Here is a 19422-nt window from a genome sequence, read left to right on the forward strand (position 1 = left end):
CCCGCCCCCATAATCCCGTTCATTGCCCGGCGCGAGACTTGTCGCGGATCGCGCGGAATTCGGCGGTCGGATACCAGTTGGGCCAGGCGCTGCCGTCGGCGAGCTGGCGGCCGAGCCCGTAATAGACGTTGAGGTCGGAGACCGCGCCGCTCCAGTCCCAGTTGGGATCATATTCGTCCTGGGGCTTGTGATAGCGGTTCTGGGTATAGTCCTTGGCGGCCTTCTCGCCGGCTTCCTTGCCGCCGTTCACCAGATCGTCGCCGCTCTCGCCATAGAGCATCGGTACGCCCAGCTTGGCGAAGCTGAAATGGTCCGAGCGGTAATAGCCGCCGGCCTCGGGCCGTTCCTCGGGGACGATCACCCGGCCTTCGGCGGCGACGATGGGCTTCACCAGGTCCTCGAGCTCGGACTTGCCGGCGCCGACCAGCACGAAATCCCTAGTCTTCCCGATGACGTTGAGCGAATCCATATTCACTCCGCCCACCGTGCTGGCGAGCGGATAGACCGGGTTCTCGGCGTAGAACTTGCTGCCCAGCAGGCCCGATTCCTCGGCGGTGACGGCCAGGAAGACGATGCTGCGCCGGGCCGGGCCCGCCTTCGCATGAGCCTCCGCCAGCGCGACCAGCCCGCCGATGCCGGAGGCATTGTCGACAGCGCCGTTGCAGATGTCGTCCCCCTTCACCGCGTCGCAGCGGCCGAGATGGTCCCAATGGGCCGAGTAGAGCACCACGTCGCCGGGCTTGCCGGCGCCGGGCAGGATGCCGACCACATTCTTCGAAGCCTGGCGCCGGATCGAATTGTCCCAGCTGACGGAAGCCTTCACGCCGAGCGGCACGGCCTTGAAGCCCTGCTTCGTCGCAGCGGCGGCGAGGGCATCGAAATCCTTGCCCGCCGCGGCGAACAGCGCCTTGGCCTTGTCGAGCTGCATCCAGCCGATCGCCTGGCTCTGGTCCATGTGATCGCCGGGAGTGTCCTGCTCGAGCTGGGGGCCGGTCCAGGAGGACTGGACGACGCCCCAGGGATAGGAGGCCGGGAAGCTGTCATGGACGATGATCGCGGCGGTCGCGCCCTGGCGGGCGGCTTCCTCGAACTTGTAGGTCCATCGGCCATAATAGGTCATCGCCCGGCCCTCGAACAAACCCTTGGTATCGGGGGCCCGATAGTCGGGATCGTTGACCAGGATGACGACCGTCTTCCCCTTCACGTCCAGGCCGGCATAGTCGTTCCAGCCGCGCTCGGGAGCGTTGATGCCATAGCCGACGAACACCACGTCGCTGTCCTTGATCGCGACCTTGGGGACCACCCGGTACGTGGCGATCACCATGTCCTTGCGATAGTCGAGGCTGACCGGGGTCTTGCCGCCGGTGAAGACCAGCGGCTGGACGTTGCCGGCGGTGAGCTCGACCAGCGGCACGTCCTGGGTCCACTTGCCCTTGTTGCCCGGCTTCAATCCGGCCCTTTCGAAACGCTGGACGATATAGGCGATCGTCTTGTCCTCCGCCGGGGTGGTCGGCGCGCGCCCCTCATAGGCATCGGAGGACAATTCCTTCGTCACCTCCTTCATCGTCTCGACCGGGATGGTCTGGGCATTGGCCGCGGTGCCCGCGAGCAGCAGGGCGGCGGTGAGCAGGTGACGCATGGGATCCCCTTTGCGGAATGGTATCGCGCGAATGTTGGCAAGGGTTGCGCGGGATCGCAATGCGCAGCGCCATGGTGGCGATACCATGAAACATCGTCACGGCAGGGAATCGCGGTGACGAAGGAAAGCGGGGCGCCCTAGCGGCACACCACATAGATCGGGTTGCCGACCAGCAGGAGCTTGCCGCCCTCCGTCGTCACATTGACTGCGACCCAGCCACAGGCGGCCTTGCGATCGAGCCGGAAGGCAACCGCCGGCCCGACCGGCAGCGACTGCACTTCGGCGCCATTGGCGACCAGCACCGCCTTGCCCGCCGCGACGCCGGCGATCGTCGCGGTGACATCGATCCTCGCGCCGGCGGCGATCGTCTCGCCCATCGCCGCGCGGCTGCGGCCCGAAACGGCCGTCACGTCGAGCATCCGGTCGCGCGTACCCTCGACGTCGATGAAGACGCGGCCGGCACGGATGCCCGCCAGGATCGCCGGCGTGGAGAGTTCGGCGGCATGGACCACGGTGGTCGGGCGGCCGATCGGGGCACGGCCGGCCTGCGCATCGGGATCGTGATTGTCGCTGCCGCCGATGCCGGTGAGGCGATTGCCCGCATTCAACCGCTTGTACCAGAAGCCGATGCCCGAGAGCGGCGTGTCGACCGTATTGGCGTTGATCGCCTCGACCGCGGCGATGCCGGCCCAGTCGGTATCCGGCCAGATCCAGCCGCAGCCCATACAGGCCTCGCCCGAGGGCAGCGCCGGATGGTTGATCGAAAGGATCGCCCCGGCCTCCTCCACTGCCTTCTCCATCGCGGCGACATTGAGGGCGCCCGGCGTGCCGATGCGGAAATCGACCCAGCGATCGAGGCCGATCGCATTGGCATGGCCGCCAAAGGTGGTGATCTCGGTCCCGGGGATCAGCAGGATGTCGTCATAATAGGGCTGGAGCTCGCGCAGCCCTGCGAAATGCGCGACGGTGTTGTGATCGGTGACCGCGACGAAATCGAGGCCGGCACGCGCGGCGGCGTCGACGGTGCGGAAGAGCGGGCACGGCACCTTCCTGCCCGCCTTGCTGGTGCAGCTGCCGTCCGAATGGGCATCGTGCATGTGGAGATCGCCGCGGAACCAGCCGGGCCCGGTCCGGACCGGGCCGTCGGCAATCGCGGCGCTGGCGTTGCGGACGGCACCGCGATCGAGGAAGACCTCGACCCGATAGGGGCTGCGCGCATCCTTGCGGGCATTGGGCACGCCGAGCTGGACGTGCCAGCGGCCCGCGGGCAGCGCGCCGGGGAGATAGCCGGGCGAGGCGTCGCTGGCCGCGATGGTGAAACGGTTGCGCGTGCCGCCGCTCCAGCCGCGGAAGCGCTCGGGATCGAACAGGCCGAGATCGACGACCGTCCGGTTCGCCTTGTCATAGCTGAGGCGCACGGTGATGCGCCGGGCCCCGTCGGGCACGTCGAAGGGGATCTGCTTGTAGGTCTCGTGATCCGCGCCGGTGATCTCGCCGGTCATCACCTGGTCCGCCTGCTGCGCATATGCGGGCGCGTGGACGAGGAGGAGGCAGAGCGCGATCAGCAAGCGGAGCATGGGGCAATCCCTTGGAGGAGGACCGTCAGGGGGATCAGGAACGGAGAGATTGGGCGGGAAATGGGGGAAGAGGAAGATACGCCTCCCCTTCCCCCGGCACTCAGAACGAGAAGTCGACCGCGAAGCGGATGTTGCGGCCCACGATCGGGCGGCCGATGAACAGCAGGTCGTTGGCCTGGCCGCTGGTCAGCTCGCCCGCGCGCGGATTGCCTTCGGTAAGGCCGATCGTGTTGGTGAGGTTGTCGCCATAGGCCCAGAGGCGGATGTTCTTGGTCAGGCCCAGGCTGACGCTGGCATTGATCACCGTATAGGCCGGCAGCTTCGAGGTGTTCGCCGCATCGGCATAGCGGTCGCCATAATGCTCGACGTCCATCTGCGCACGCAGGCGCCCGTCGAACAGCGTCACCGCCGGCGTGGCCCGCAGCGAGAGCTTGGGCACGCGCAGCAGCTGGTTGCCCGAATAGTCGCGCGCGACCAGGCCGCCCGACGTGTTCTCGTTGTAGCGCAGGTTGCGGAAGGTCGGCTCCTGGATGGTCGCCTGGACGGTGAAGTCGAACCACTTGACCGGGCGCAGCGTCGCCTCGAGCTCGACGCCATAGGCACGCGTGTCGGTATAGACCGTCTGCTGGATGACGCCGGTGGCCGGCGGCGGCGCGAAGACGAAATTGCCGATCGAATAGGAGTCGTAGTCGGTCAGGAAGCCGGTGGCATAGATGCTGATCAGCGGAGTGGAGAGCTTGAGCCCGCCTTCCCACATGTTGATGCCCTGGATCACCGGCGTCGCGGTGGCGCTGGTGATGAAGCTGCCGACGCTCGGCATGCGGAAGGCGTGCGTGTAGCGCGCGAACACGCCGCCGACCCTGGCGAACTGCCAGTCGATGCCGGCGGTGTAGCCGATATCGTCGAACTTGCGATCGAAGTTGGTGAACACGCCGTTGCCGGTCAGCACCGTGTCGTCCGCCAGCGTGGTGGGATCGCCCAGATTGACCGTCTTCTGGCCTTCCTGCGCGCCGTTGGCCTTCATCTGCTCCCAGCGGATACCGCCGTCGAAGCGCAGCGTCGGCGTGATCTGCCACTCGTCCGACGCGTAGAGCGCGATCGTCGTCTGGCTGCCGGTGCCGTTGGCGAATTCCGAGCCGTAGCGGGCGACGCCATTCCTGGTCAGCGCGCCGACGACCGTGCCCGCGGCGTTGACCGCGACCACGTCGAGCAGGCGCGAATTGTTCGACACGTCCTGCACGGTCGAGGCCGAGTAGCGGCTGAAGGTCTCGTCGATGTTCGCATAATAGAAACCGAACGCGAAATCATGCGTGCCCGCGGCTTCGAACTTGTGGGCGATGCGGAAGTCGTTGAGGAACTCGCGCTCCCAGACGGTCACCGGACGGGCGGCGTTGATGAAGATGTCGCCATTGCCGTTCTGGTTGGCGACGTTGAACGCCTGGCCGTTGTCGGCATAGCGGATCTGCACGTCGGTCGCGCCCGGGAAGGCGCCGAGCAGCGCCGCGCGGTTCGCCGCGAGGAAGGCCGCCGCGGTGTTGACCGAAGTCGGGTAGACCCCGTTGCGGACCGTGTAGCTGTCGCGATAGCGCATGCCGTTGGTGAGCTTCCAGCCCGGCGCGAACTCGTAATCGGTGAGGATCGAGCCCTGGTCGAGGCGGATGTCGGTGCCCTTGGTGTTGTCGAAATTGACGATGCCGGTGGCGCTGCGCAGCGAGAGCTTGGCCGAGGCGGGGCTGGCGGTGGTGCCGTAATGCGGATCGAAGCCCGGCAGGCCGACGATCTTGCCCTTGCCGTCCTTGGTCAGCGGGATGCCGGTGTAGAAGATCGCGTTGTCGTCGAGATGCTTGTAGCTGAAGGTCAGCGAGCCGCCGTCGAATTCCTTGACGAGGTCGGCGCGGACCTGGCCGCCCTTGTTGCCGGTGAAGCCGGGATCGCGGACGCCCTGCTCGCTGCGATAGAAGCCGCCGACGCCGAGCTTGAGGCCGTCGGCCAGCGGCGCGCCGATCCAGCCGTCGAAACGGTAGAGCTCGGCAGTGGGGCCATAGAGGACGCGGGCGTTGCCGGTGATCGAATCGCCGGCGCGGCGGGTGATGTAGTTGACCACGCCGCCCGGGGCGTTCGAATAGAAGACCGACGACGGGCCGCCGCGGACGACTTCGATCCGGTCGATCGATTCGTCGAGACGGAAGGCCTGGTCGGCGTTCAGATAGCCGAGCGCGGGATCGTGCTGCACGGGCAGGCCGTCCTCGAGCAGGTTGATCGAACCGAAGCCGTCGACCGGAATGCCGCGCGCGCGGACATTGCCCGAGCCTTCGCCGCCCGAGGCCTCGACCCAGAAACCGGGGACCGACTTCAACGTCTCGGTCACGCTCGACGGCGCGCGCGAGCGGATCATGTCGTTCGACAGGGTGGTGACGGCGTAGCTGGTGTCGAGCTTGGTGCGCTCGCCGGCGCCGGCGCGGCCGGTGACGACGATCTCCTCGTCGGGCGTGGCGGCGCCGGTGGCCGGGCTGGCGGCTTCCTGTGCCTGGGCGAGCGCCGGAACGCTCGCCGTCAACAGGAGGGCGGTGAAGCTGGTGCGCGTCAGCATATGGCTGATCTGCATTGGTAATCCCCTTTCGCATGGACAGCGCAGGCTGCTGCCGGGGCGCGCTAGGCGCCTGCTGTTGCGATTGGACGGCTTGGAGAAGACACCGAAATGAAGCTATTTGTTCGGAAAAATGACAGCGATTTCCGATGTGCATGGGGCCAGTCGCGAGAGGCATGGGGCAGAGCCCATGCCGCGGACTATGCAGCACCAGGGATCGGGTGGATTGCCAAAGTGCGCGCGCCGGCTAGGCTGCCGTCCGAAAAAGGGGGGGATTCATGAAATATTTCGTTCGCGCGGCGCTGCTCGCCGCCTCGGCCGTGCCCGCGCTCGCTTCGGCGCAGAGCGAGGATGCGCGCAATTTCGGCGCGCGCGAGTTCGTGCAGCAGATCAGCCTGTCGCCCGACGGCACCCAGGTGGCGATGATCCAGCCGATGCCCGGGCACGGCGCGGGGCTGGTGGTCGCCAATGTGCAGACCGGCGCGAGCAAGGTGGTGCTTACCGCGAGCGGCGAGCCCGATCAGCTCACCAGCTGCCGCTGGGCCAGTTCGACGCGGATCGTGTGCAACATCTACATCATCGAGCAGCTCGACCAGAAGCTCGCCTTCACCCGGATGGTCTCGCTCAACGCCGATGGATCGGACCTCAAGCTGCTGAGCAAGCGGGGCAGCGCGACCGCGCTCGACATCGTCCAGTCGGGTGGGGACATCATCGACTGGGGCCCGGACGGATCGAACGGATCGGTGCTGATGACGAGCATGTCCGTCCCCGAATATTCCACCGGCACCCACCTCGCCAACACGCGCGAGGGGATGGGGGTGGAGCTGGTCGACGCGACGACGCTCAAGCGCAGGAGCGTCGAGCTGCCGCGGGGCGGCGCCAGCGAGTATATCAGCGACGGGCACGGCAATGTCCGCGTCCTGGGCGTGGCGGAGACTCGCGGCACGGGGATGAGCACCGGCCGCTACACCTATAGCTATCGCACGTCCGACAGCCGCGAATGGAAGAAGCTGGGCGAACTCGTCGCCGACGGTGTCGGCGGCTATGCCGGCTTCAACCCCTATGCCGTCGATCGCGACGCCAACATCGTCTACGGCTTCGACGGCAAGGACGGGCGGATGGCGCTCTACAGCATCGCGCTGGACGGCAACCTCACCCGCAAGCTGGTGTTCGCGCATCCCCAGGTCGATGTCGACGGGCTGATCCGCATCGGCCGGCAGCGGCGCGTGGTCGGCGTGAGCTACGCCACCGACAAGCGCAACACCGAATTCTTCGACCCCGAGCTGCAGAAGCTGCGCACCGCGCTCGGCAAGGCGCTGCCCGGCAAGCCGTTGGTGACGTTCGTCGACGCGACCGCGGACGAGAAGAAGCTGCTGCTGTTCGCCGGCGGCGACACCGATCCGGGCACCTATTATCTCTACGACAAGACCAGCCGGCAGCTCGCCGAAGTGATGCCGTTGCGGCCGGGGCTGGCCAAGACCAGCCTGTCGCCGATGCGGGCGGTGACCTTCCCGGCGGCGGACGGCACCGCGATCCCGGGCTATCTCACCCTGCCGCCGGGCAGCGACGGCAAGAACCTGCCCGCGATCGTGATGCCGCATGGCGGGCCGGGCTCGCGCGACGAATGGGGCTTCGACTGGCTGGCGCAATTCTACGCGGCGCGCGGCTTTGCGGTGCTCCAGCCCAATTTCCGCGGATCGACCGGCTATGGCGACGCCTGGTTCCAGAAGAACGGTTTCCAGTCGTGGCGCACCGCGATCGGCGACGTCAACGATGGCGGACGCTGGCTGGTCGCCCAGGGCATCGCCGCGCCGGACAAGCTCGCGATCGTCGGCTGGTCCTATGGCGGCTATGCCGCACTGCAGAGCCCGGCCCTCGACCCCGACCTGTTCAAGGCGATCGTGGCGATCGCGCCGGTGACGGACCTGGAGGCGCTGCGAAAGGAAGCCCTGGGCTTCACCAACTACGACATGGTCAGCAAGTTCATCGGCTCGGGGCCGCATGTGAAGGAAGGCTCGCCGGCCCAGAACCCCCAGAAGATCAAGGCCCCGGTGCTGATGTTCCATGGCGACCAGGACCTGAATGTCGGGATCGGCGAATCGCGACTGATGGCATCGAAGCTGCGCGGCGCAGGCAAGTCGGTCGAGCTGGTCGAGTTCAAGGGCCTCGACCATCAGCTCGACGACGATCGCGCCCGCACCCAGATGCTCGACAAGAGCGACGGGTTCCTGCGCACGGCGCTGAAGCTTCCCGCCAGGCCCTGAGGCCGGGAAGCCCTACGCGCCGAACCGGCCCGCCGGCGCACGCCAGGCGGGGCTGGCGACCTGGACGTCGCCGTCGAAGCGCATGCCCCCATGCGGCGCGAGTTCCCGTTCCGCGAGCGCGATGACGGCATCGGCCGTGCCCGACGCGAACAGGGCACGAAAGGCGTGGTCGAACCGCCCTGCAAGCGCGCCGTCGATCCGGGCGAGCGCGCGCGGCACCCATTTGCCCGTCGCGTTCCACTGGCCGCGCCCGCGCAGGGCCAGCTCGGCCAGCAGGGGATAGAGCAGGACGCCGATCGCCAGAGGCTCCGCCTCGCCACGGGCGCCCCGCAAGTCCTGCACGGCGTCGGTGATCGCATAGCGCAGCGCATCAAGCTGCGCGGGCGGCATGGGCGGCGGCCCCTTGGCGAGGATCCCCGCCACCGCCTCCTTCAGCCGCGCCGCCCGCTGCGGCGCGCGGCCGATCGCCGTCGCTTCGGCGATCAGGGCGAGAAGGCTGGGCCGGCCGCGCGTCGCGGCGACGTCGATCGCCCAGGCCAGCGTCTCGTCGTCATGGACGAACGCCTCCACCGGCACGCCCCCGGCGACGAAGGATTCGCGCCGCGAGGCTTCGACCCGGTCGTGGAGCACGATCAGATCCAGATCGGAATGCGCCGTGCCCTCCCCGCGCATCAGCGACCCCGCGACGAGCGCGAAGACGGCATCCGGATAGCGCGACGCCACTATGGCGCGCGCGGCCGCCAGCACCTCGGCTGGCGTGGACAGGGTCGGATCGATCATGCGGCATCTGTGCCGGAACCATGACGGCCGGACCAGACCGGACATCCGCCATAGCGGTTCGATCCCCGCAACGAAAAAGGGCGGCCCCGCAGGACCGCCCTCCTTTCTCTCCGGATCGGCACCGCGGCAAAGCCGCGTCGTCGGTCGGCGCTCTTGGCGCCGCCGGCCGAGCCGCTGAGCATGGCCGGCTCCGGCTTGCGCCGGAGCATGGCATCAGCGGCTGTAGAACTCGACGACCAGGTTCGGTTCCATCTTCACCGGGTACGGCACCTCGTCGAGGGTCGGCACGCGGGTGAAGGTGATCTTCGAGGCGCCGTCCGGCGACACATAGTCGGGGATGTCGCGCTCGGCGAGGCTCTGCGCCTCCATCACCAGCGCCATTTCCTGCGCCTTGGCGCGCAGCGACACGGTCTGACCCGGCTTGATGCGGCGCGAACCGATGTTGCACTTCTCGCCATCGACCAGGACGTGGCCGTGATTGACCAGCTGGCGCGCCGCAAAGATCGTCGGCGCGAACTTGGCGCGATAGACGATCATGTCGAGACGCTGCTCGAGCAGGCCGATGAGGTTCTGCGACGTATCGCCCTTCATCTTCGACGCGTCCTCATAGGCGCGCTTGAACTGCTTCTCGGTGACGTCGCCGTAATAGCCCTTGAGCTTCTGCTTGGCGCGCAGCTGGATGCCGAAGTCCGACATCTTGCCCTTGCGGCGCTGGCCGTGCTGGCCCGGGCCGTATTCGCGCTTGTTCACCGGGGACTTGGGACGGCCCCAGATGTTCTCGCCCATGCGGCGGTCGAGCTTGTACTTTGCGCTGGAACGCTTCGACATTCGTAAATCCTTGCAATCGCTAACAACGGTTTTCCCGGTATCCGCCTGCCGATCTCCCGAAGGAGGACAGGGCCACCGCTTCACCGGGGTGCGGGGCCATTGCGAAGGCGCGCGGTTAGCGGCGCGGCGCGGCCGAGTCAAGCTGGACAGCGGCGCGCCACCCGGCCAAGGAGCCGCCATGCAAGACACGATCGATCCCGAAGCCTGCACGACCATGATCGAGGTGCGTGCCGGCGTCGACGCGGTGGACGCGGCGCTGGTCCAGCTCCTCAAGCGCCGTTTCGGCTATATGGACGCCGCCGCGCGCATCAAGCCCGAGCGCAGCCATGTCCGCGACGAGGCGCGCAAGGCGCAGGTGATCGCCAATGCCCGCGCGCATGCCCGCGCCGCCGGCATTCCTGACGCGCCGATCGGCGAGATCTGGGACAGGCTGGTCGAAGCCTCGATCGCCCATGAGCTCGAGGCGTTCGACCGGCGCTGACGTGAAATGTGAGTGCGGGCATCCGCGCGGCGGCCGACGCCACCGGCGCGCGGAAATCCGCTCAGTCGTTGCTGCGCGTGGCGCCGATGCCGCCGGTGCGCCCGCCCATGTCGCGGTCCAGCTTCTCGCGGGCGTTGGTCGAACGGTCGCTCATCGCGTCCCATTCGGCCTTGGTGCGGCATTCGCGCTTGCCCATGATCGAGCCGGTCGAGATGAGCGCCCGGCAGATCTTCTTCTCGGCCTTGGGCTTCTTGTCGGCTCCGCCATCGGCATCCTGATGGGCAAGTGCCGGGGTAGCGAGAGCGAGCAACGCAAGCACGGGTACGAAACGCATCAAAAATCCCTCCCCACTCGAAAGATTCGTGCAATCTAGCGGGATTTCACAGCTGCGAAAAGCGGAAGTGTATTGCAGAGCTGTATCAGCTGCCGCGATGCCGCTTCTTCCCTTCGAGCGCCGAGAGCACGCCGCGAAGCGTGCGCAGTTCCTGGCTCGACCAGGCCGGTTTGGTGAGCAGGGTGCGCAAGGTCCGCTTGGTCGACGGCACGCGATCGGGCGGGAAATAATAGCCCGATTCCTCGAGCATCGCATCGAGCTGGCCGATCATGCCGTCGAGCTCGTCCTGCGGCGCGGGGGGATCGAGCACCTCCTGGGTCGGCTGGGCGAGGCGCACGCCCTTCGACCATTCATAGGCGACCAGGATCACCGCCTGGGCAAGGTTGAGCGAGCCGAATTCCGGATTGATCGGCACGGTGACGATGGTGCGGGCGACGGCCACGTCGTCCGTCTCCAGGCCCGAGCGCTCGGGGCCGAACAGGATCGCCGAACGCCCTTCCTCGCGGTGGATCTCGCCGGCAGCTTCCTCGGGAGTGACGACCGGCTTGGAGACTCCGCGCTTGCGCACCGTGGTGGCATAGACGTGCGCGCAATCCGCCACCGCGTCGGCGACGGTCTCGAACACCTCGGCCCGTTCCAGGACGATGTCCGCGCCGCTGGCGGCGGGGCCGGCGCTCGGATTGGGCCAGCCGTCGCGCGGAGCGACGAGGCGCAGGTCGACCAGCCCGAAATTGAGCATCGCGCGCGCTGCCTTGCCGATATTCTCGCCCAGCTGCGGGCGGACGAGGACGATGACGGGGGGCTGGCTCAACTCTTCCCCACCTCGCTCACATTGCCGGCGAATTCCTCGAAGTCCTTCGCCTCGCGGAAGTCCTTATAGACGCTGGCGAAGCGGATATAGGCCACCGAATCCAGGCCCTTGAGACCTTCCATCACCAGCTCGCCGATCTTCTGCGAGGGGATTTCGGTGTCGCCGGCCGTCTCGAGCTGGCGCTGGATGCCGGAGACCAGCTTCTCGATCTGCATTGCGTTGACCGGCCGCTTGCGGGTGGCGACCGAGATCGAGCGGACCAGCTTGTCGCGGTCGAACGGCTCGCGCTTGTCCTCGCTCTTGAGCACGGTCAGCTCGCGCAGCTGGATGCGTTCGAACGTGGTGAAGCGCGCGGCACAGGCCTCGCACTGGCGCCGGCGGCGGATCGCCGCCCCGTCTTCGGTGGGGCGGCTGTCCTTTACCTGGCTGTCTTCATGTCCGCAGAAGGGGCAGCGCATCTATTGCTCCTGACGGAGAAGCGGAGCCAGCCCGCTCCCCCACCCGGCCACCCATAGAATACCCTGCCGGTGGGTGGCCGGGTGGGGGAGCGGGCTGGCGCCGAACGCGCGGAAGCGCATCAAATCAAAGCTCCGGATAGATGGGGAAGCGCTCGCACAGCGCGCGGACGCGCTCGCGGACATTGTGCTCGACCTGGGCGTCGCCCTGCTCGCCATTCTTCTTCAGCCCGTCGAGCACGTCGGCGACCATGTTGCCGATCTCGCGGAACTCGGCGGGTCCGAAGCCGCGGGTGGTGCCCGCCGGCGAGCCGACGCGGATGCCGCTGGTCTTGACCGGGGGCAGCGGATCGTTGGGGATGCCGTTCTTGTTGCAGGTGATCGCCGCGCGCTCCAGCGCCTCGTCGGCGTCCTTGCCGGTGACGCCCAGCGGGGTGAGGTCGATCAGCGCCAGATGCGTGTCGGTACCGCCCGAGACCACCGCCGCGCCGCGCTCCTTGAGCGTCGCCGCCAGGATCTTGGCGTTCTCGACGATCGCCGCCGCATAGCTCTTGAACTCGGGCTGGAGCGCCTCGCCGAACGCGACTGCCTTGGCGGCGATGACGTGCATCAGCGGGCCGCCCTGCAGGCCCGGGAACACCGCCGAGTTGATCTTCTTGGCGATCGCCTCGTCATTGGTGAACACGGCGCCGCCGCGCGGGCCGCGCAGCGTCTTGTGGGTGGTGGTGGTGACGACATGGGCGTGGCCGAAGGGCGTCGGGTGCACGCCGCCGGCGACCAGGCCGGCGAAGTGCGCCATGTCGACCATGAAGATCGCGTCCACTTCATCGGCGATCGCGCGGAAACGCGCGAAGTCGATATGGCGCGGATAGGCCGAGCCGCCGGTGATGATCAGCTTGGGGCGCGTCTCGCGAGCGATCCGGGCAACCTCGTCATAGTCGATCAGGTGCGTGTCCGGGGTGACGCCGTACTGGACCGCGTTGAACCACTTGCCCGACATCGCCGCGCGGGCGCCATGCGTCAGATGGCCGCCCGAATCGAGGCTGAGGCCCATGATCGTGTCGCCAGGCTTGACCATGGCGAGCATGACCGCGCCATTGGCCTGCGCGCCCGAGTGCGGCTGGACATTGGCATATTCGCAGCCGAACAGCTGCTTGGCGCGATCGATCGCCAGCTGCTCGACTTCGTCCGACGGGTGGCAGCCCTGATAATAGCGCTTGCCGGGATAGCCCTCGGCATATTTGTTGGTGAAGACCGAGCCCTGCGCTTCCAGCACCGCCTTGGAGACGATGTTCTCCGACGCGATCAGCTCGATCTGATATTGCTCGCGCTTCAGCTCATGCTGCACGCCGGCGAAGACCGCGGGATCCGCCTCGGCGAGCGAGCGGGTGAAATAGCCATCGGGCTGGGCGCCCAGGTTCACGGGGTTGGTGCTCATGCAGGGGTCCCTTCAGGATGGCTGAGCTTGTCGACCCGACGCTGGTGGCGTTCGCCGAGAAACTCGGTTGCGAGGAAAGTGGTGATGCACGCCTTGGCCATCTCGATCCCGACGAGACGGGCACCCAGCGCGACGACGTTCGCATCGTTGTGCTGGCGGGCGAGGCTGGCCGAGAGCGGCTCGGAGACGAGCGCGCAACGGGCGGCGGGATTGCGATTCACCGCGATCGAGATGCCGATGCCCGAGCCGCACAGCGCGACGCCGCGTGCCGCGCGGCCGTCCTCGATCGCCTTGGCCAGGCGATAGCCATAGTCGGGATAGTCGACGCTCTCCGGTCCGCTGGTGCCGAGATCGAGCACTTCATGCCCTTCGTTACGCAACCATTCGACGAGTTCTGCCTTCATGGCGTAGGCGGCATGATCCGAGGCGATAGCGATGCTGTGCGACATGCGCGCTCCCCTACGCCGCAAGGAACCTGCTGGCTAGACCGACTATTCGGAGAGAGACATGCGCAAGACGATTTTCACCCTGCTTCCGGTGCTGGCCCTGGGCCTCGCAGCCTGTTCGCCCGGTGCCGAGAGCAATTTGTCCAACTCGCTCGACCGCACCGGCGACTCGCTGGCGAACAGCATGAACGACATGGGCAACACGCTGGGCAACGCCGCCGACGATGCCGGCGCCGCGATCGGCAACACGGCCGACGATATCGGCAACCGTGCCGAGCATGTCGGCAACGCGATCGACGAGGCGACGCGCTGATGCGGCCGCTCCTGATCCTCGCGCCCGCGCTGGCGCTCGCCGCGTGCAACGCCGCCGACAAGGCCGGCGATGCCACCGCCAATGCCACCGAGACCGCCGGCAATGCCGCGGTGGCGGTGGGCGGCTCCATAGCCAATGCCGTCGCCGAGGGCGCCGCCGATCTGAAGAGGGAAGTCTCCGGCAAGCCGGTGGCGCATGACGGCTGGGTCGGCCGCTGGAAGGGCGTCGAGGGCACCTATCTGGTCGTCGCCAAGGGCAAGGACGCCGGCACCTACAAGCTCGAGATGCAATATACGCTCGACGACAAGGGGAGCTTCGAGGGCAGGGGCACGCGCGACGGCATTGCCTTCGAGCGGCCGGACGGAAAGCAGGTGCTGCGCGCCAGCGACGGCGATGCGACCGGCCTGAAGTATCTGACGGGCAAGAAGGACTGCCTGACCGTGAAGTCCGGCGAAGGCTATTGCCGGGATTAGGCCTTTCCCCGACCGTCGCCCCGGCACGAGGCCGGGGTGACGGTCAGCGCGTCGCCCGCAACCATCCCCGCGCCCGCGCCGCCGCCGCATAGGTGGCGCTGACCGGCACGCTGCCGCCGCCGGCGAGGAGCAGGCGCCATTTGCGGCCGTCGCGTTCCGCGCCTTCCACCGCATCCGCCGCCGCCCACGCGCCGCGATGGACCTGGAGACCGTCGAGGCCGGCGACTTCTTCCAGCGCGTCGCCGAAACGATAATGGATCAGCGCGCTCCCGCCGTCGCGGCGGTGGATGCGGCAATAATGATCCTCGGCCTCGATCGCCGCGAGGTCGCCGGCGGGGACCCGGGCGCGGGCGAGCAGGCCGGTATCGGCGCGTACCGGGCGCATCCGGCGCAGCATCAGCCAGGCGACAGCCCAGCAGACCGCGAAGATCCCCGTGCTGATCGCCGCCGCGCCCAGCCATACCTCCACCGGCACGGCCTGCATCTCGACGCCGACGGCACGGCCGCACAGCCAGATCTCGAACGGCAGGGGCAGGTTGAGCGGGATCGTGCCGAAGAGCGAGACGCGCGGCCAGTCGCCCGGCTTGCGCACGCCCCAGGCAAACAGCGCCTGCCATTTGAGCGCGTTCCACCCCATCAGCAGCAGCCAGAAGGCGATGCGCGTGCCGAGCGGCAATGCGCCGGTGCCGAACCCGCCGGTGACCACCATCAGCGCGGCCGCGGCCAGGCAGGCGATCCACAGCAAGGGAAAACCGGGCACCGGCGCCCGGGGCAGCGCGCGTTTCGCGAAGCCGGGCGCGCGCTTCGCGAAGCCGCGCTTGCCGGCGAGGCGGGCGACGGGGCCAGTGCGGAGCGATCGGGCGGCGGGCATGGCGGAGAGGCTGCCATGCGCGGCCCGGGATCACAACGGGAGACCCCATGCTTCGCCCCATGTTCCCCCTCGCCTTCACGCTCGCCGCGCTCGCCCTGCCCGCCGCGGCGCACGCCCAGGCCGCCGACACCGCCGCAATGGCCGCGCAGGCCGAAGCGATGCACAAGCTCGACTGGATGCACGGCAAATGGCGCGGCGAGGCGCGGATGCAGATGCCGGGCGGCAAGGAACTGGTGGTGACGCATACCGAGCGCGTCGGCACGCTGCTCGGCGGCACGATCACGCTGATCGAAGGCAAGTCGTTCGGCGCGGACGGCAAGGTGCCGTTCAATGCCTTCGCCGTCGTCTCCTACGATCCCGCCGCGAAGGCCTTCACCATGGCGAGCCACACGGGCGGCCGATCGGGCAGCTTCCCGCTGATCGCGGCCGAGCGGGGCTATGCCTGGGAAGTGCCGGCCGGGCCCGCCGCCCGCGTGCGGTACAAGGCCAGCTTCGACGGCACCACCTGGACCGAGACCGGCGACTTCGTCGCCGACGGCCAGCCGCCCCGCCCCTTCTTCAGGATGACCCTGAAACGCGTCGGCGATACCGACTGGCCGATGGCCGGGAGCATGACACGGGATTGATTTTACAGCACTCCTGACCCAAGGGTGACGCCGGTTCGTCACAAAGGGGTAATAGGGCGTGGCGGAACGCCGCCGCCCGCCGGGCGCCCAGGAGTCACTGATGGGTTCGATTACCAAGACGCCGAAGAATGTCGCCGTCCGCGGTGCCGTGCATCGCCACGAGCATCTCACCAAGGAAGGCCTGCTCGAGCGGGCCTTCACCTTCGCGTTCCGGGGCCTGGTCTATCCGCAGATCTGGGAGGATCCGGTGATCGACATGGAGGCGCTGCAGCTCCAGCCGGATCACCACATGGTGACGATCGCCTCGGGCGGGTGCAACGTCTTCTCCTATCTGACGGCGAACCCGGCCAGGATCACCGCGGTGGACCTGAACCCGGCGCACATCGCGCTCAACAACCTCAAGAAGCAGGCGGTGCTGAACCTGCCCGACTATGCTTCGTTCCACCGCTTCTTCGGCCAGGCGAACAAGGCGGAGAATGTCGAGGCCTATCGCCAGCATATCGCGCCGCACCTCGACGCGCCCTATCGCGACTATTGGGAGCGCCGCGGCCTGAACGGCACCCGCCGGATCGACGCGTTCCGGCACGGCTTCTACAAATATGGCCTGCTCGGCCGGCTGATCGGCTTCGTCCACTGGCTCGCGCACCGCTATGGCATCGATCCGCGCGAGATCCTGGCGGCGAAGACCATCGAGGAGCAGCGCCAGATCTTCGAGACGCGCTTCGCCCCCTTCTTCGAGAAGAAGTTCCTGCGCTGGCTGGTCGACCAGCCCGCCGCGCTGTTCGGCTTCGGCATTCCGCCGGCGCAGTACGACCTGCTCAAGGTCGACGACCAGGCGGGGATCACCGGCGCGCTCAGGAGCCGCCTGCGCAAGCTCGCCTGCGACTTCGACCTGAAGGACAATTTCTACGCCTGGCAGGCATTCGGCCGCGGCTATGGCGAGGGGCCGGACGCGCCGCTGCCGCCCTATCTCGAGGCGAAGAACTGGGACGTGGTGCGCGCGTGTGCCGACCGCGTCGAGATCCGCCACACCAATTATGCCGACTATCTCGAATCGATGCCCGCCCAGTCGCTCGATCGCTTCATCCTGCTCGATGCGCAGGACTGGATGACCGACGAGCAGCTCACCCGCATCTGGAACGAGATCACCCGCACCGCCAAGCCGGGCGCCCGCGTGCTCTATCGCACCGCGGCGATCCCCGACGTGGTGAGGGGCCATATCCCCGACGCGATCATGGATCAGTGGGAATATGAGGACCAGGCCAAGCTCGACGACTGGACCCGCCGCGACCGCTCCTCGGTCTATGGCGCGACGCACGTCTGGACGCTGAAGCCGCACGCATGAGTGCCGCGACCGGGGGGGCCGACCAGAAGGGGCTGATGGACGCGACCTATGCGCTCCATCGCCACTTCTATGACTTCACGCGCAAATTCTACCTGCTGGGGCGCGATGCGCTGATCCGCGGGCTGAACCCGCCCGAGGGCGGGACGGTGCTGGAAGTGGGCTGCGGCACCGCGCGCAACCTGATCGTCGCGGCGAAGCGCTTCCCGCGGGCGCGCTTCTTCGGCTTCGACATCAGCGAAGCGATGCTGGAAACCGCGCGCGCCTCGGTCGAGAAGAACGGCCTGGGGAGCAGGATCACGCTGGCGCAGGGCGATGCGGGCGCATTCGACGTGACCAGCCTGTTCGGGCTGGAGAAGCTCGACCGGGTGTTCATGAGCTACACGCTCTCGATGATCCCGCCCTGGGTGGAGGCGATCGAGCTGGGGGCCAGGGCGCTGGCGCCGGGCGGCAGCCTGCACATCGTCGATTTCGGCCAGTATGAACGGCTGCCGGGGTTCGCCAAGCGGCTCCATTTCAAGTCGCTCAACGACTTCCACGTGTTCCCACGCGCCGAACTGCCCGCGGTGCTGAAGCGCGTCGCCGAGGAACAGGGCCTGCGCCTCGACTTCCGCTCCTCCCTGCGCGGCTATGTGTGGAGCGCGACGCTGACGCGGGACTGAAGACATGATGTGGAGGCGCATCGTCCTGTACGGCGCGCTCCTGGCCGCCGGCACGCTGCTGCTCGAATGGCTCGACTATCAGCGGCTGGTGCGCTCGCATGCCGGCGACGTCTATGTCTTCCTGATCGCCTGCGGCTTCCTTGCGCTGGGCGTGTTCCTGGGCATGAAGGGGATGGCGCGGCCGGCCGCGCGCGGCTTCGACGGCAATCCGCGCGCGGTGGCGACGCTGGGACTTTCGCCACGCGAACTGGAAGTGCTGGACGAACTGCGCGCCGGCCGATCGAACCAGGAGATCGCCGAGCGGCTGGGCGTTTCGCCGAACACAGTGAAGACGCATGTCGCCCGGCTGCTGGACAAGCTTGGTGCCAAGCGTCGCGGAGACGCGGTGGCGCGGGCGCGGGAACTGGGGATCGTTCGCTGAGCCGGATCCGTGGCCGGGGCCTGGTGCTGCGCCTGCCTCGCGCCCTTGCCTGAGATCCCGACCCTCGCCGGGATGGCAAGGGAGGAGGGAGGGCCAGCCGCCGTCCTGCGCATTTCACGCAAATCATCCCTTCGGGCGATTGCCGGGCGGGCTTGCCCGATGCTTCCTTCGGGCGCAACCTGAACCCAAGGAGGACATCGACATGCTCCGCACCGCTTTGGCTTATGGCGCGATCGGCGGACTGATCGCCGGCGGCCTGCTCTCCATCGTCGTCCTCAACTTCGAAGGCGCCGTCGACCAATACGGCATGGCGATCGGCTACCTGATCATGCTGATCGGCCTGAGCACCATCTTCATCGCGATCAAGCGCCAGCGCGACGTGACGCAGGGCGGCGTGATCCGCTTCCTGCCCGCATTCGGGCTGGGGCTGGGCATCAGCCTGGTCGCGGGCATCGTCTATACGCTCTGCTGGGACGCGGCGCTCCACATGATCGGGATCGACGCGTTCGTCGACAAGTTCGCCGGGGGCGCGCTCCAGGGCAAGACCGGCGCGGAACTGGCCAGCGCCAAGGCCGAGCTGGAGAGTTTCCGCGCCACCTATCACAACCCGTTCCTCCGGCTGCCGATCACCTTTTCGGAGATCTTCCCGGTGGGCGCGATCGTGTCGCTGGTCTCGGCCGGGCTGCTCCGCAACAGCCGCTTCCTGCCGGCGCGCGCAGCGGAAGCCTAAGCCTTGGGGAGCGGCTCGGTCCGCTCCCAATACCAGGCCCAGAAGACGCCGAACGCGGTCAGCGCGAACCAGAAGATCGGCGCGGCGGGATTCGGCGCAACGAGGCGCAGCAGGATCGCGAGGCCGGCCGATACGAGCAGGGCGATGAGATAGCTGCGCAGCGGTCGTGCGACGCGATGGCCGATATAGGTGCCGGCGGTGGCGAAGAGGATCGATAGCGTGAACAGCCCGAGCCAATAGGCGCCGAACCCGCCCCGAACCAGCATGAAGGCCATCCAGGCGACACCGGGCAGCGCACCGAGCAAGGCGTCGCGCTTCCAACGGGTGTCGGGCGCGCGCTTCAC

21 protein-coding genes are annotated in these 19422 nt (G+C 67.8%); 9 read left to right on the forward strand and 12 right to left on the reverse strand.

Going from position 1 to position 19422, the window contains the following annotated elements; all coding sequences use genetic code 11:
- Nucleotides 1-19: 19 nt before the first annotated feature.
- The 3 genes from BGP17_RS22705 to BGP17_RS22715 form a co-directional block, all read right to left on the reverse strand.
- Entirely contained in the window at nucleotides 20-1639 is a 1620-nt protein-coding gene (locus BGP17_RS22705; protein ID WP_286713726.1) for a M28 family metallopeptidase, read from the reverse strand.
- 137 nt (nucleotides 1640-1776) lie between these two features.
- Nucleotides 1777-3216: a CehA/McbA family metallohydrolase gene (locus tag BGP17_RS22710; RefSeq protein WP_286713727.1), complete on the reverse strand. Its 1440-nt coding sequence runs from the start codon at nucleotides 3214-3216 to the stop codon at nucleotides 1777-1779.
- Nucleotides 3217-3316: 100 nt separating this feature from the next.
- Nucleotides 3317-5821 (reverse strand): TonB-dependent receptor, encoded by a 2505-nt coding sequence (locus tag BGP17_RS22715; protein WP_167301324.1) that lies wholly within the window; start codon nucleotides 5819-5821, stop codon nucleotides 3317-3319.
- Nucleotides 5822-6081: 260 nt separating this feature from the next.
- On the opposite strand from BGP17_RS22715, the gene BGP17_RS22720 reads away from it, so the two are divergent.
- The gene (locus BGP17_RS22720) at nucleotides 6082-8067 is read left to right on the forward strand and encodes an alpha/beta hydrolase family protein (protein WP_286713728.1); all 1986 of its coding nucleotides are present in this window, start codon (nucleotides 6082-6084) and stop codon (nucleotides 8065-8067) included.
- A gap of 12 nt (nucleotides 8068-8079) precedes the next feature.
- On the opposite strand, the gene BGP17_RS22725 is transcribed toward BGP17_RS22720, so the two are convergent.
- Together BGP17_RS22725 and rpsD are read right to left on the reverse strand one after the other, a co-directional pair.
- Complete coding sequence (locus BGP17_RS22725) at nucleotides 8080-8847, reverse strand: nucleotidyltransferase domain-containing protein (protein WP_286713729.1); 768 nt, start codon at nucleotides 8845-8847, stop codon at nucleotides 8080-8082.
- Nucleotides 8848-9060: 213 nt separating this feature from the next.
- Nucleotides 9061-9675, reverse strand: coding sequence for a 30S ribosomal protein S4 (rpsD, locus tag BGP17_RS22730; protein WP_086128258.1), 615 nt, complete (start codon nucleotides 9673-9675; stop codon nucleotides 9061-9063).
- A 178-nt stretch (nucleotides 9676-9853) separates the two neighbouring features.
- Between rpsD and BGP17_RS22735 the strand changes: the two genes are divergently transcribed.
- On the forward strand, nucleotides 9854-10156 hold the full coding sequence (locus BGP17_RS22735; protein ID WP_167301321.1) for a chorismate mutase: 303 nt from the start codon (nucleotides 9854-9856) through the stop codon (nucleotides 10154-10156).
- 61 nt (nucleotides 10157-10217) lie between these two features.
- On the opposite strand, the gene BGP17_RS22740 is transcribed toward BGP17_RS22735, so the two are convergent.
- From BGP17_RS22740 to rpiB, 5 genes are all read right to left on the reverse strand, one after another.
- The gene (locus BGP17_RS22740) at nucleotides 10218-10490 is read right to left on the reverse strand and encodes a hypothetical protein (protein ID WP_167301320.1); all 273 of its coding nucleotides are present in this window, start codon (nucleotides 10488-10490) and stop codon (nucleotides 10218-10220) included.
- An 85-nt stretch (nucleotides 10491-10575) separates the two neighbouring features.
- Complete coding sequence (locus tag BGP17_RS22745) at nucleotides 10576-11301, reverse strand: RNA methyltransferase (protein WP_167301319.1); 726 nt, start codon at nucleotides 11299-11301, stop codon at nucleotides 10576-10578.
- Nucleotides 11298-11759, reverse strand: a complete 462-nt coding sequence (gene nrdR / locus BGP17_RS22750; RefSeq protein ID WP_167301318.1) for a transcriptional regulator NrdR — start codon at nucleotides 11757-11759, stop codon at nucleotides 11298-11300. The genes BGP17_RS22745 and nrdR overlap by 4 nt, the downstream gene beginning before the upstream one ends.
- A gap of 124 nt (nucleotides 11760-11883) precedes the next feature.
- Nucleotides 11884-13194 (reverse strand): serine hydroxymethyltransferase, encoded by a 1311-nt coding sequence (gene glyA / locus BGP17_RS22755; RefSeq protein WP_167301317.1) that lies wholly within the window; start codon nucleotides 13192-13194, stop codon nucleotides 11884-11886.
- On the reverse strand, nucleotides 13191-13643 hold the full coding sequence (gene rpiB, locus BGP17_RS22760) for a ribose 5-phosphate isomerase B (protein WP_167301316.1): 453 nt from the start codon (nucleotides 13641-13643) through the stop codon (nucleotides 13191-13193). The genes glyA and rpiB overlap by 4 nt, the downstream gene beginning before the upstream one ends.
- A 58-nt stretch (nucleotides 13644-13701) precedes the next feature.
- Between rpiB and BGP17_RS22765 the strand changes: the two genes are divergently transcribed.
- Entirely contained in the window at nucleotides 13702-13953 is a 252-nt protein-coding gene (locus tag BGP17_RS22765) for a hypothetical protein (protein WP_167301315.1), read from the forward strand.
- Nucleotides 13953-14426 (forward strand): hypothetical protein, encoded by a 474-nt coding sequence (locus BGP17_RS22770; protein ID WP_286713730.1) that lies wholly within the window; start codon nucleotides 13953-13955, stop codon nucleotides 14424-14426. The genes BGP17_RS22765 and BGP17_RS22770 overlap by 1 nt, the downstream gene beginning before the upstream one ends.
- 43 nt (nucleotides 14427-14469) lie before the next feature.
- Here BGP17_RS22770 and BGP17_RS22775 read toward each other — a convergent pair whose 3' ends face one another.
- Nucleotides 14470-15297, reverse strand: a complete 828-nt coding sequence (locus BGP17_RS22775) for a LytTR family DNA-binding domain-containing protein (RefSeq protein WP_286713731.1) — start codon at nucleotides 15295-15297, stop codon at nucleotides 14470-14472.
- Nucleotides 15298-15344: 47 nt separating this feature from the next.
- On the opposite strand from BGP17_RS22775, the gene BGP17_RS22780 reads away from it, so the two are divergent.
- From BGP17_RS22780 to BGP17_RS22800, 5 genes are all read left to right on the forward strand, one after another.
- Nucleotides 15345-15923 carry a DUF1579 family protein gene (locus BGP17_RS22780; RefSeq protein WP_286713732.1) on the forward strand — a complete coding sequence of 193 codons (579 nt, stop codon included), beginning with the start codon at nucleotides 15345-15347 and terminating at the stop codon, nucleotides 15921-15923.
- A gap of 100 nt (nucleotides 15924-16023) precedes the next feature.
- Nucleotides 16024-17268: a BtaA family protein gene (locus BGP17_RS22785; RefSeq protein WP_286713733.1), complete on the forward strand. Its 1245-nt coding sequence runs from the start codon at nucleotides 16024-16026 to the stop codon at nucleotides 17266-17268.
- Nucleotides 17265-17927, forward strand: a complete 663-nt coding sequence (locus BGP17_RS22790; RefSeq protein ID WP_167301311.1) for a class I SAM-dependent methyltransferase — start codon at nucleotides 17265-17267, stop codon at nucleotides 17925-17927. The genes BGP17_RS22785 and BGP17_RS22790 overlap by 4 nt, the downstream gene beginning before the upstream one ends.
- A gap of 4 nt (nucleotides 17928-17931) precedes the next feature.
- The gene (locus BGP17_RS22795; RefSeq protein ID WP_286713734.1) at nucleotides 17932-18348 is read left to right on the forward strand and encodes a response regulator transcription factor; all 417 of its coding nucleotides are present in this window, start codon (nucleotides 17932-17934) and stop codon (nucleotides 18346-18348) included.
- Nucleotides 18349-18550: 202 nt separating this feature from the next.
- Nucleotides 18551-19078, forward strand: coding sequence for a DUF4199 domain-containing protein (locus BGP17_RS22800; RefSeq protein ID WP_286713735.1), 528 nt, complete (start codon nucleotides 18551-18553; stop codon nucleotides 19076-19078).
- Here BGP17_RS22800 and BGP17_RS22805 read toward each other — a convergent pair.
- Complete coding sequence (locus BGP17_RS22805) at nucleotides 19075-19422, reverse strand: hypothetical protein (RefSeq protein ID WP_286713736.1); 348 nt, start codon at nucleotides 19420-19422, stop codon at nucleotides 19075-19077. The genes BGP17_RS22800 and BGP17_RS22805 overlap by 4 nt on opposite strands.

Source organism: Sphingomonas sp. 67-41, from assembly GCF_001899725.1.
GTDB classification, from domain to species: Bacteria; Pseudomonadota; Alphaproteobacteria; order Sphingomonadales; family Sphingomonadaceae; genus Sphingomonas; species Sphingomonas leidyi.

What these genes read in the sequence shown, in the direction of transcription:
- BGP17_RS22705 (WP_286713726.1), bottom strand. Translation starts at nt 1,639, where the DNA reads ATGCGTCACCTGCTCACCGCCGCCCTGCTGCTCGCGGGCACCGCGGCC.
- BGP17_RS22710 (WP_286713727.1), bottom strand. Translation starts at nt 3,216, where the DNA reads ATGCTCCGCTTGCTGATCGCGCTCTGCCTCCTCCTCGTCCACGCGCCC.
- BGP17_RS22715 (WP_167301324.1), bottom strand. Translation starts at nt 5,821, where the DNA reads ATGCAGATCAGCCATATGCTGACGCGCACCAGCTTCACCGCCCTCCTG.
- BGP17_RS22720 (WP_286713728.1), top strand. Translation starts at nt 6,082, where the DNA reads ATGAAATATTTCGTTCGCGCGGCGCTGCTCGCCGCCTCGGCCGTGCCC.
- BGP17_RS22725 (WP_286713729.1), bottom strand. Translation starts at nt 8,847, where the DNA reads ATGATCGATCCGACCCTGTCCACGCCAGCCGAGGTGCTGGCGGCCGCG.
- rpsD (WP_086128258.1), bottom strand. Translation starts at nt 9,675, where the DNA reads ATGTCGAAGCGTTCCAGCGCAAAGTACAAGCTCGACCGCCGCATGGGC.
- BGP17_RS22735 (WP_167301321.1), top strand. Translation starts at nt 9,854, where the DNA reads ATGCAAGACACGATCGATCCCGAAGCCTGCACGACCATGATCGAGGTG.
- BGP17_RS22740 (WP_167301320.1), bottom strand. Translation starts at nt 10,490, where the DNA reads ATGCGTTTCGTACCCGTGCTTGCGTTGCTCGCTCTCGCTACCCCGGCA.
- nrdR (WP_167301318.1), bottom strand. Translation starts at nt 11,759, where the DNA reads ATGCGCTGCCCCTTCTGCGGACATGAAGACAGCCAGGTAAAGGACAGC.
- glyA (WP_167301317.1), bottom strand. Translation starts at nt 13,194, where the DNA reads ATGAGCACCAACCCCGTGAACCTGGGCGCCCAGCCCGATGGCTATTTC.
- rpiB (WP_167301316.1), bottom strand. Translation starts at nt 13,643, where the DNA reads ATGTCGCACAGCATCGCTATCGCCTCGGATCATGCCGCCTACGCCATG.
- BGP17_RS22765 (WP_167301315.1), top strand. Translation starts at nt 13,702, where the DNA reads ATGCGCAAGACGATTTTCACCCTGCTTCCGGTGCTGGCCCTGGGCCTC.
- BGP17_RS22770 (WP_286713730.1), top strand. Translation starts at nt 13,953, where the DNA reads ATGCGGCCGCTCCTGATCCTCGCGCCCGCGCTGGCGCTCGCCGCGTGC.
- BGP17_RS22775 (WP_286713731.1), bottom strand. Translation starts at nt 15,297, where the DNA reads ATGCCCGCCGCCCGATCGCTCCGCACTGGCCCCGTCGCCCGCCTCGCC.
- BGP17_RS22780 (WP_286713732.1), top strand. Translation starts at nt 15,345, where the DNA reads ATGCTTCGCCCCATGTTCCCCCTCGCCTTCACGCTCGCCGCGCTCGCC.
- BGP17_RS22785 (WP_286713733.1), top strand. Translation starts at nt 16,024, where the DNA reads ATGGGTTCGATTACCAAGACGCCGAAGAATGTCGCCGTCCGCGGTGCC.
- BGP17_RS22790 (WP_167301311.1), top strand. Translation starts at nt 17,265, where the DNA reads ATGAGTGCCGCGACCGGGGGGGCCGACCAGAAGGGGCTGATGGACGCG.
- BGP17_RS22795 (WP_286713734.1), top strand. Translation starts at nt 17,932, where the DNA reads ATGATGTGGAGGCGCATCGTCCTGTACGGCGCGCTCCTGGCCGCCGGC.
- BGP17_RS22800 (WP_286713735.1), top strand. Translation starts at nt 18,551, where the DNA reads ATGCTCCGCACCGCTTTGGCTTATGGCGCGATCGGCGGACTGATCGCC.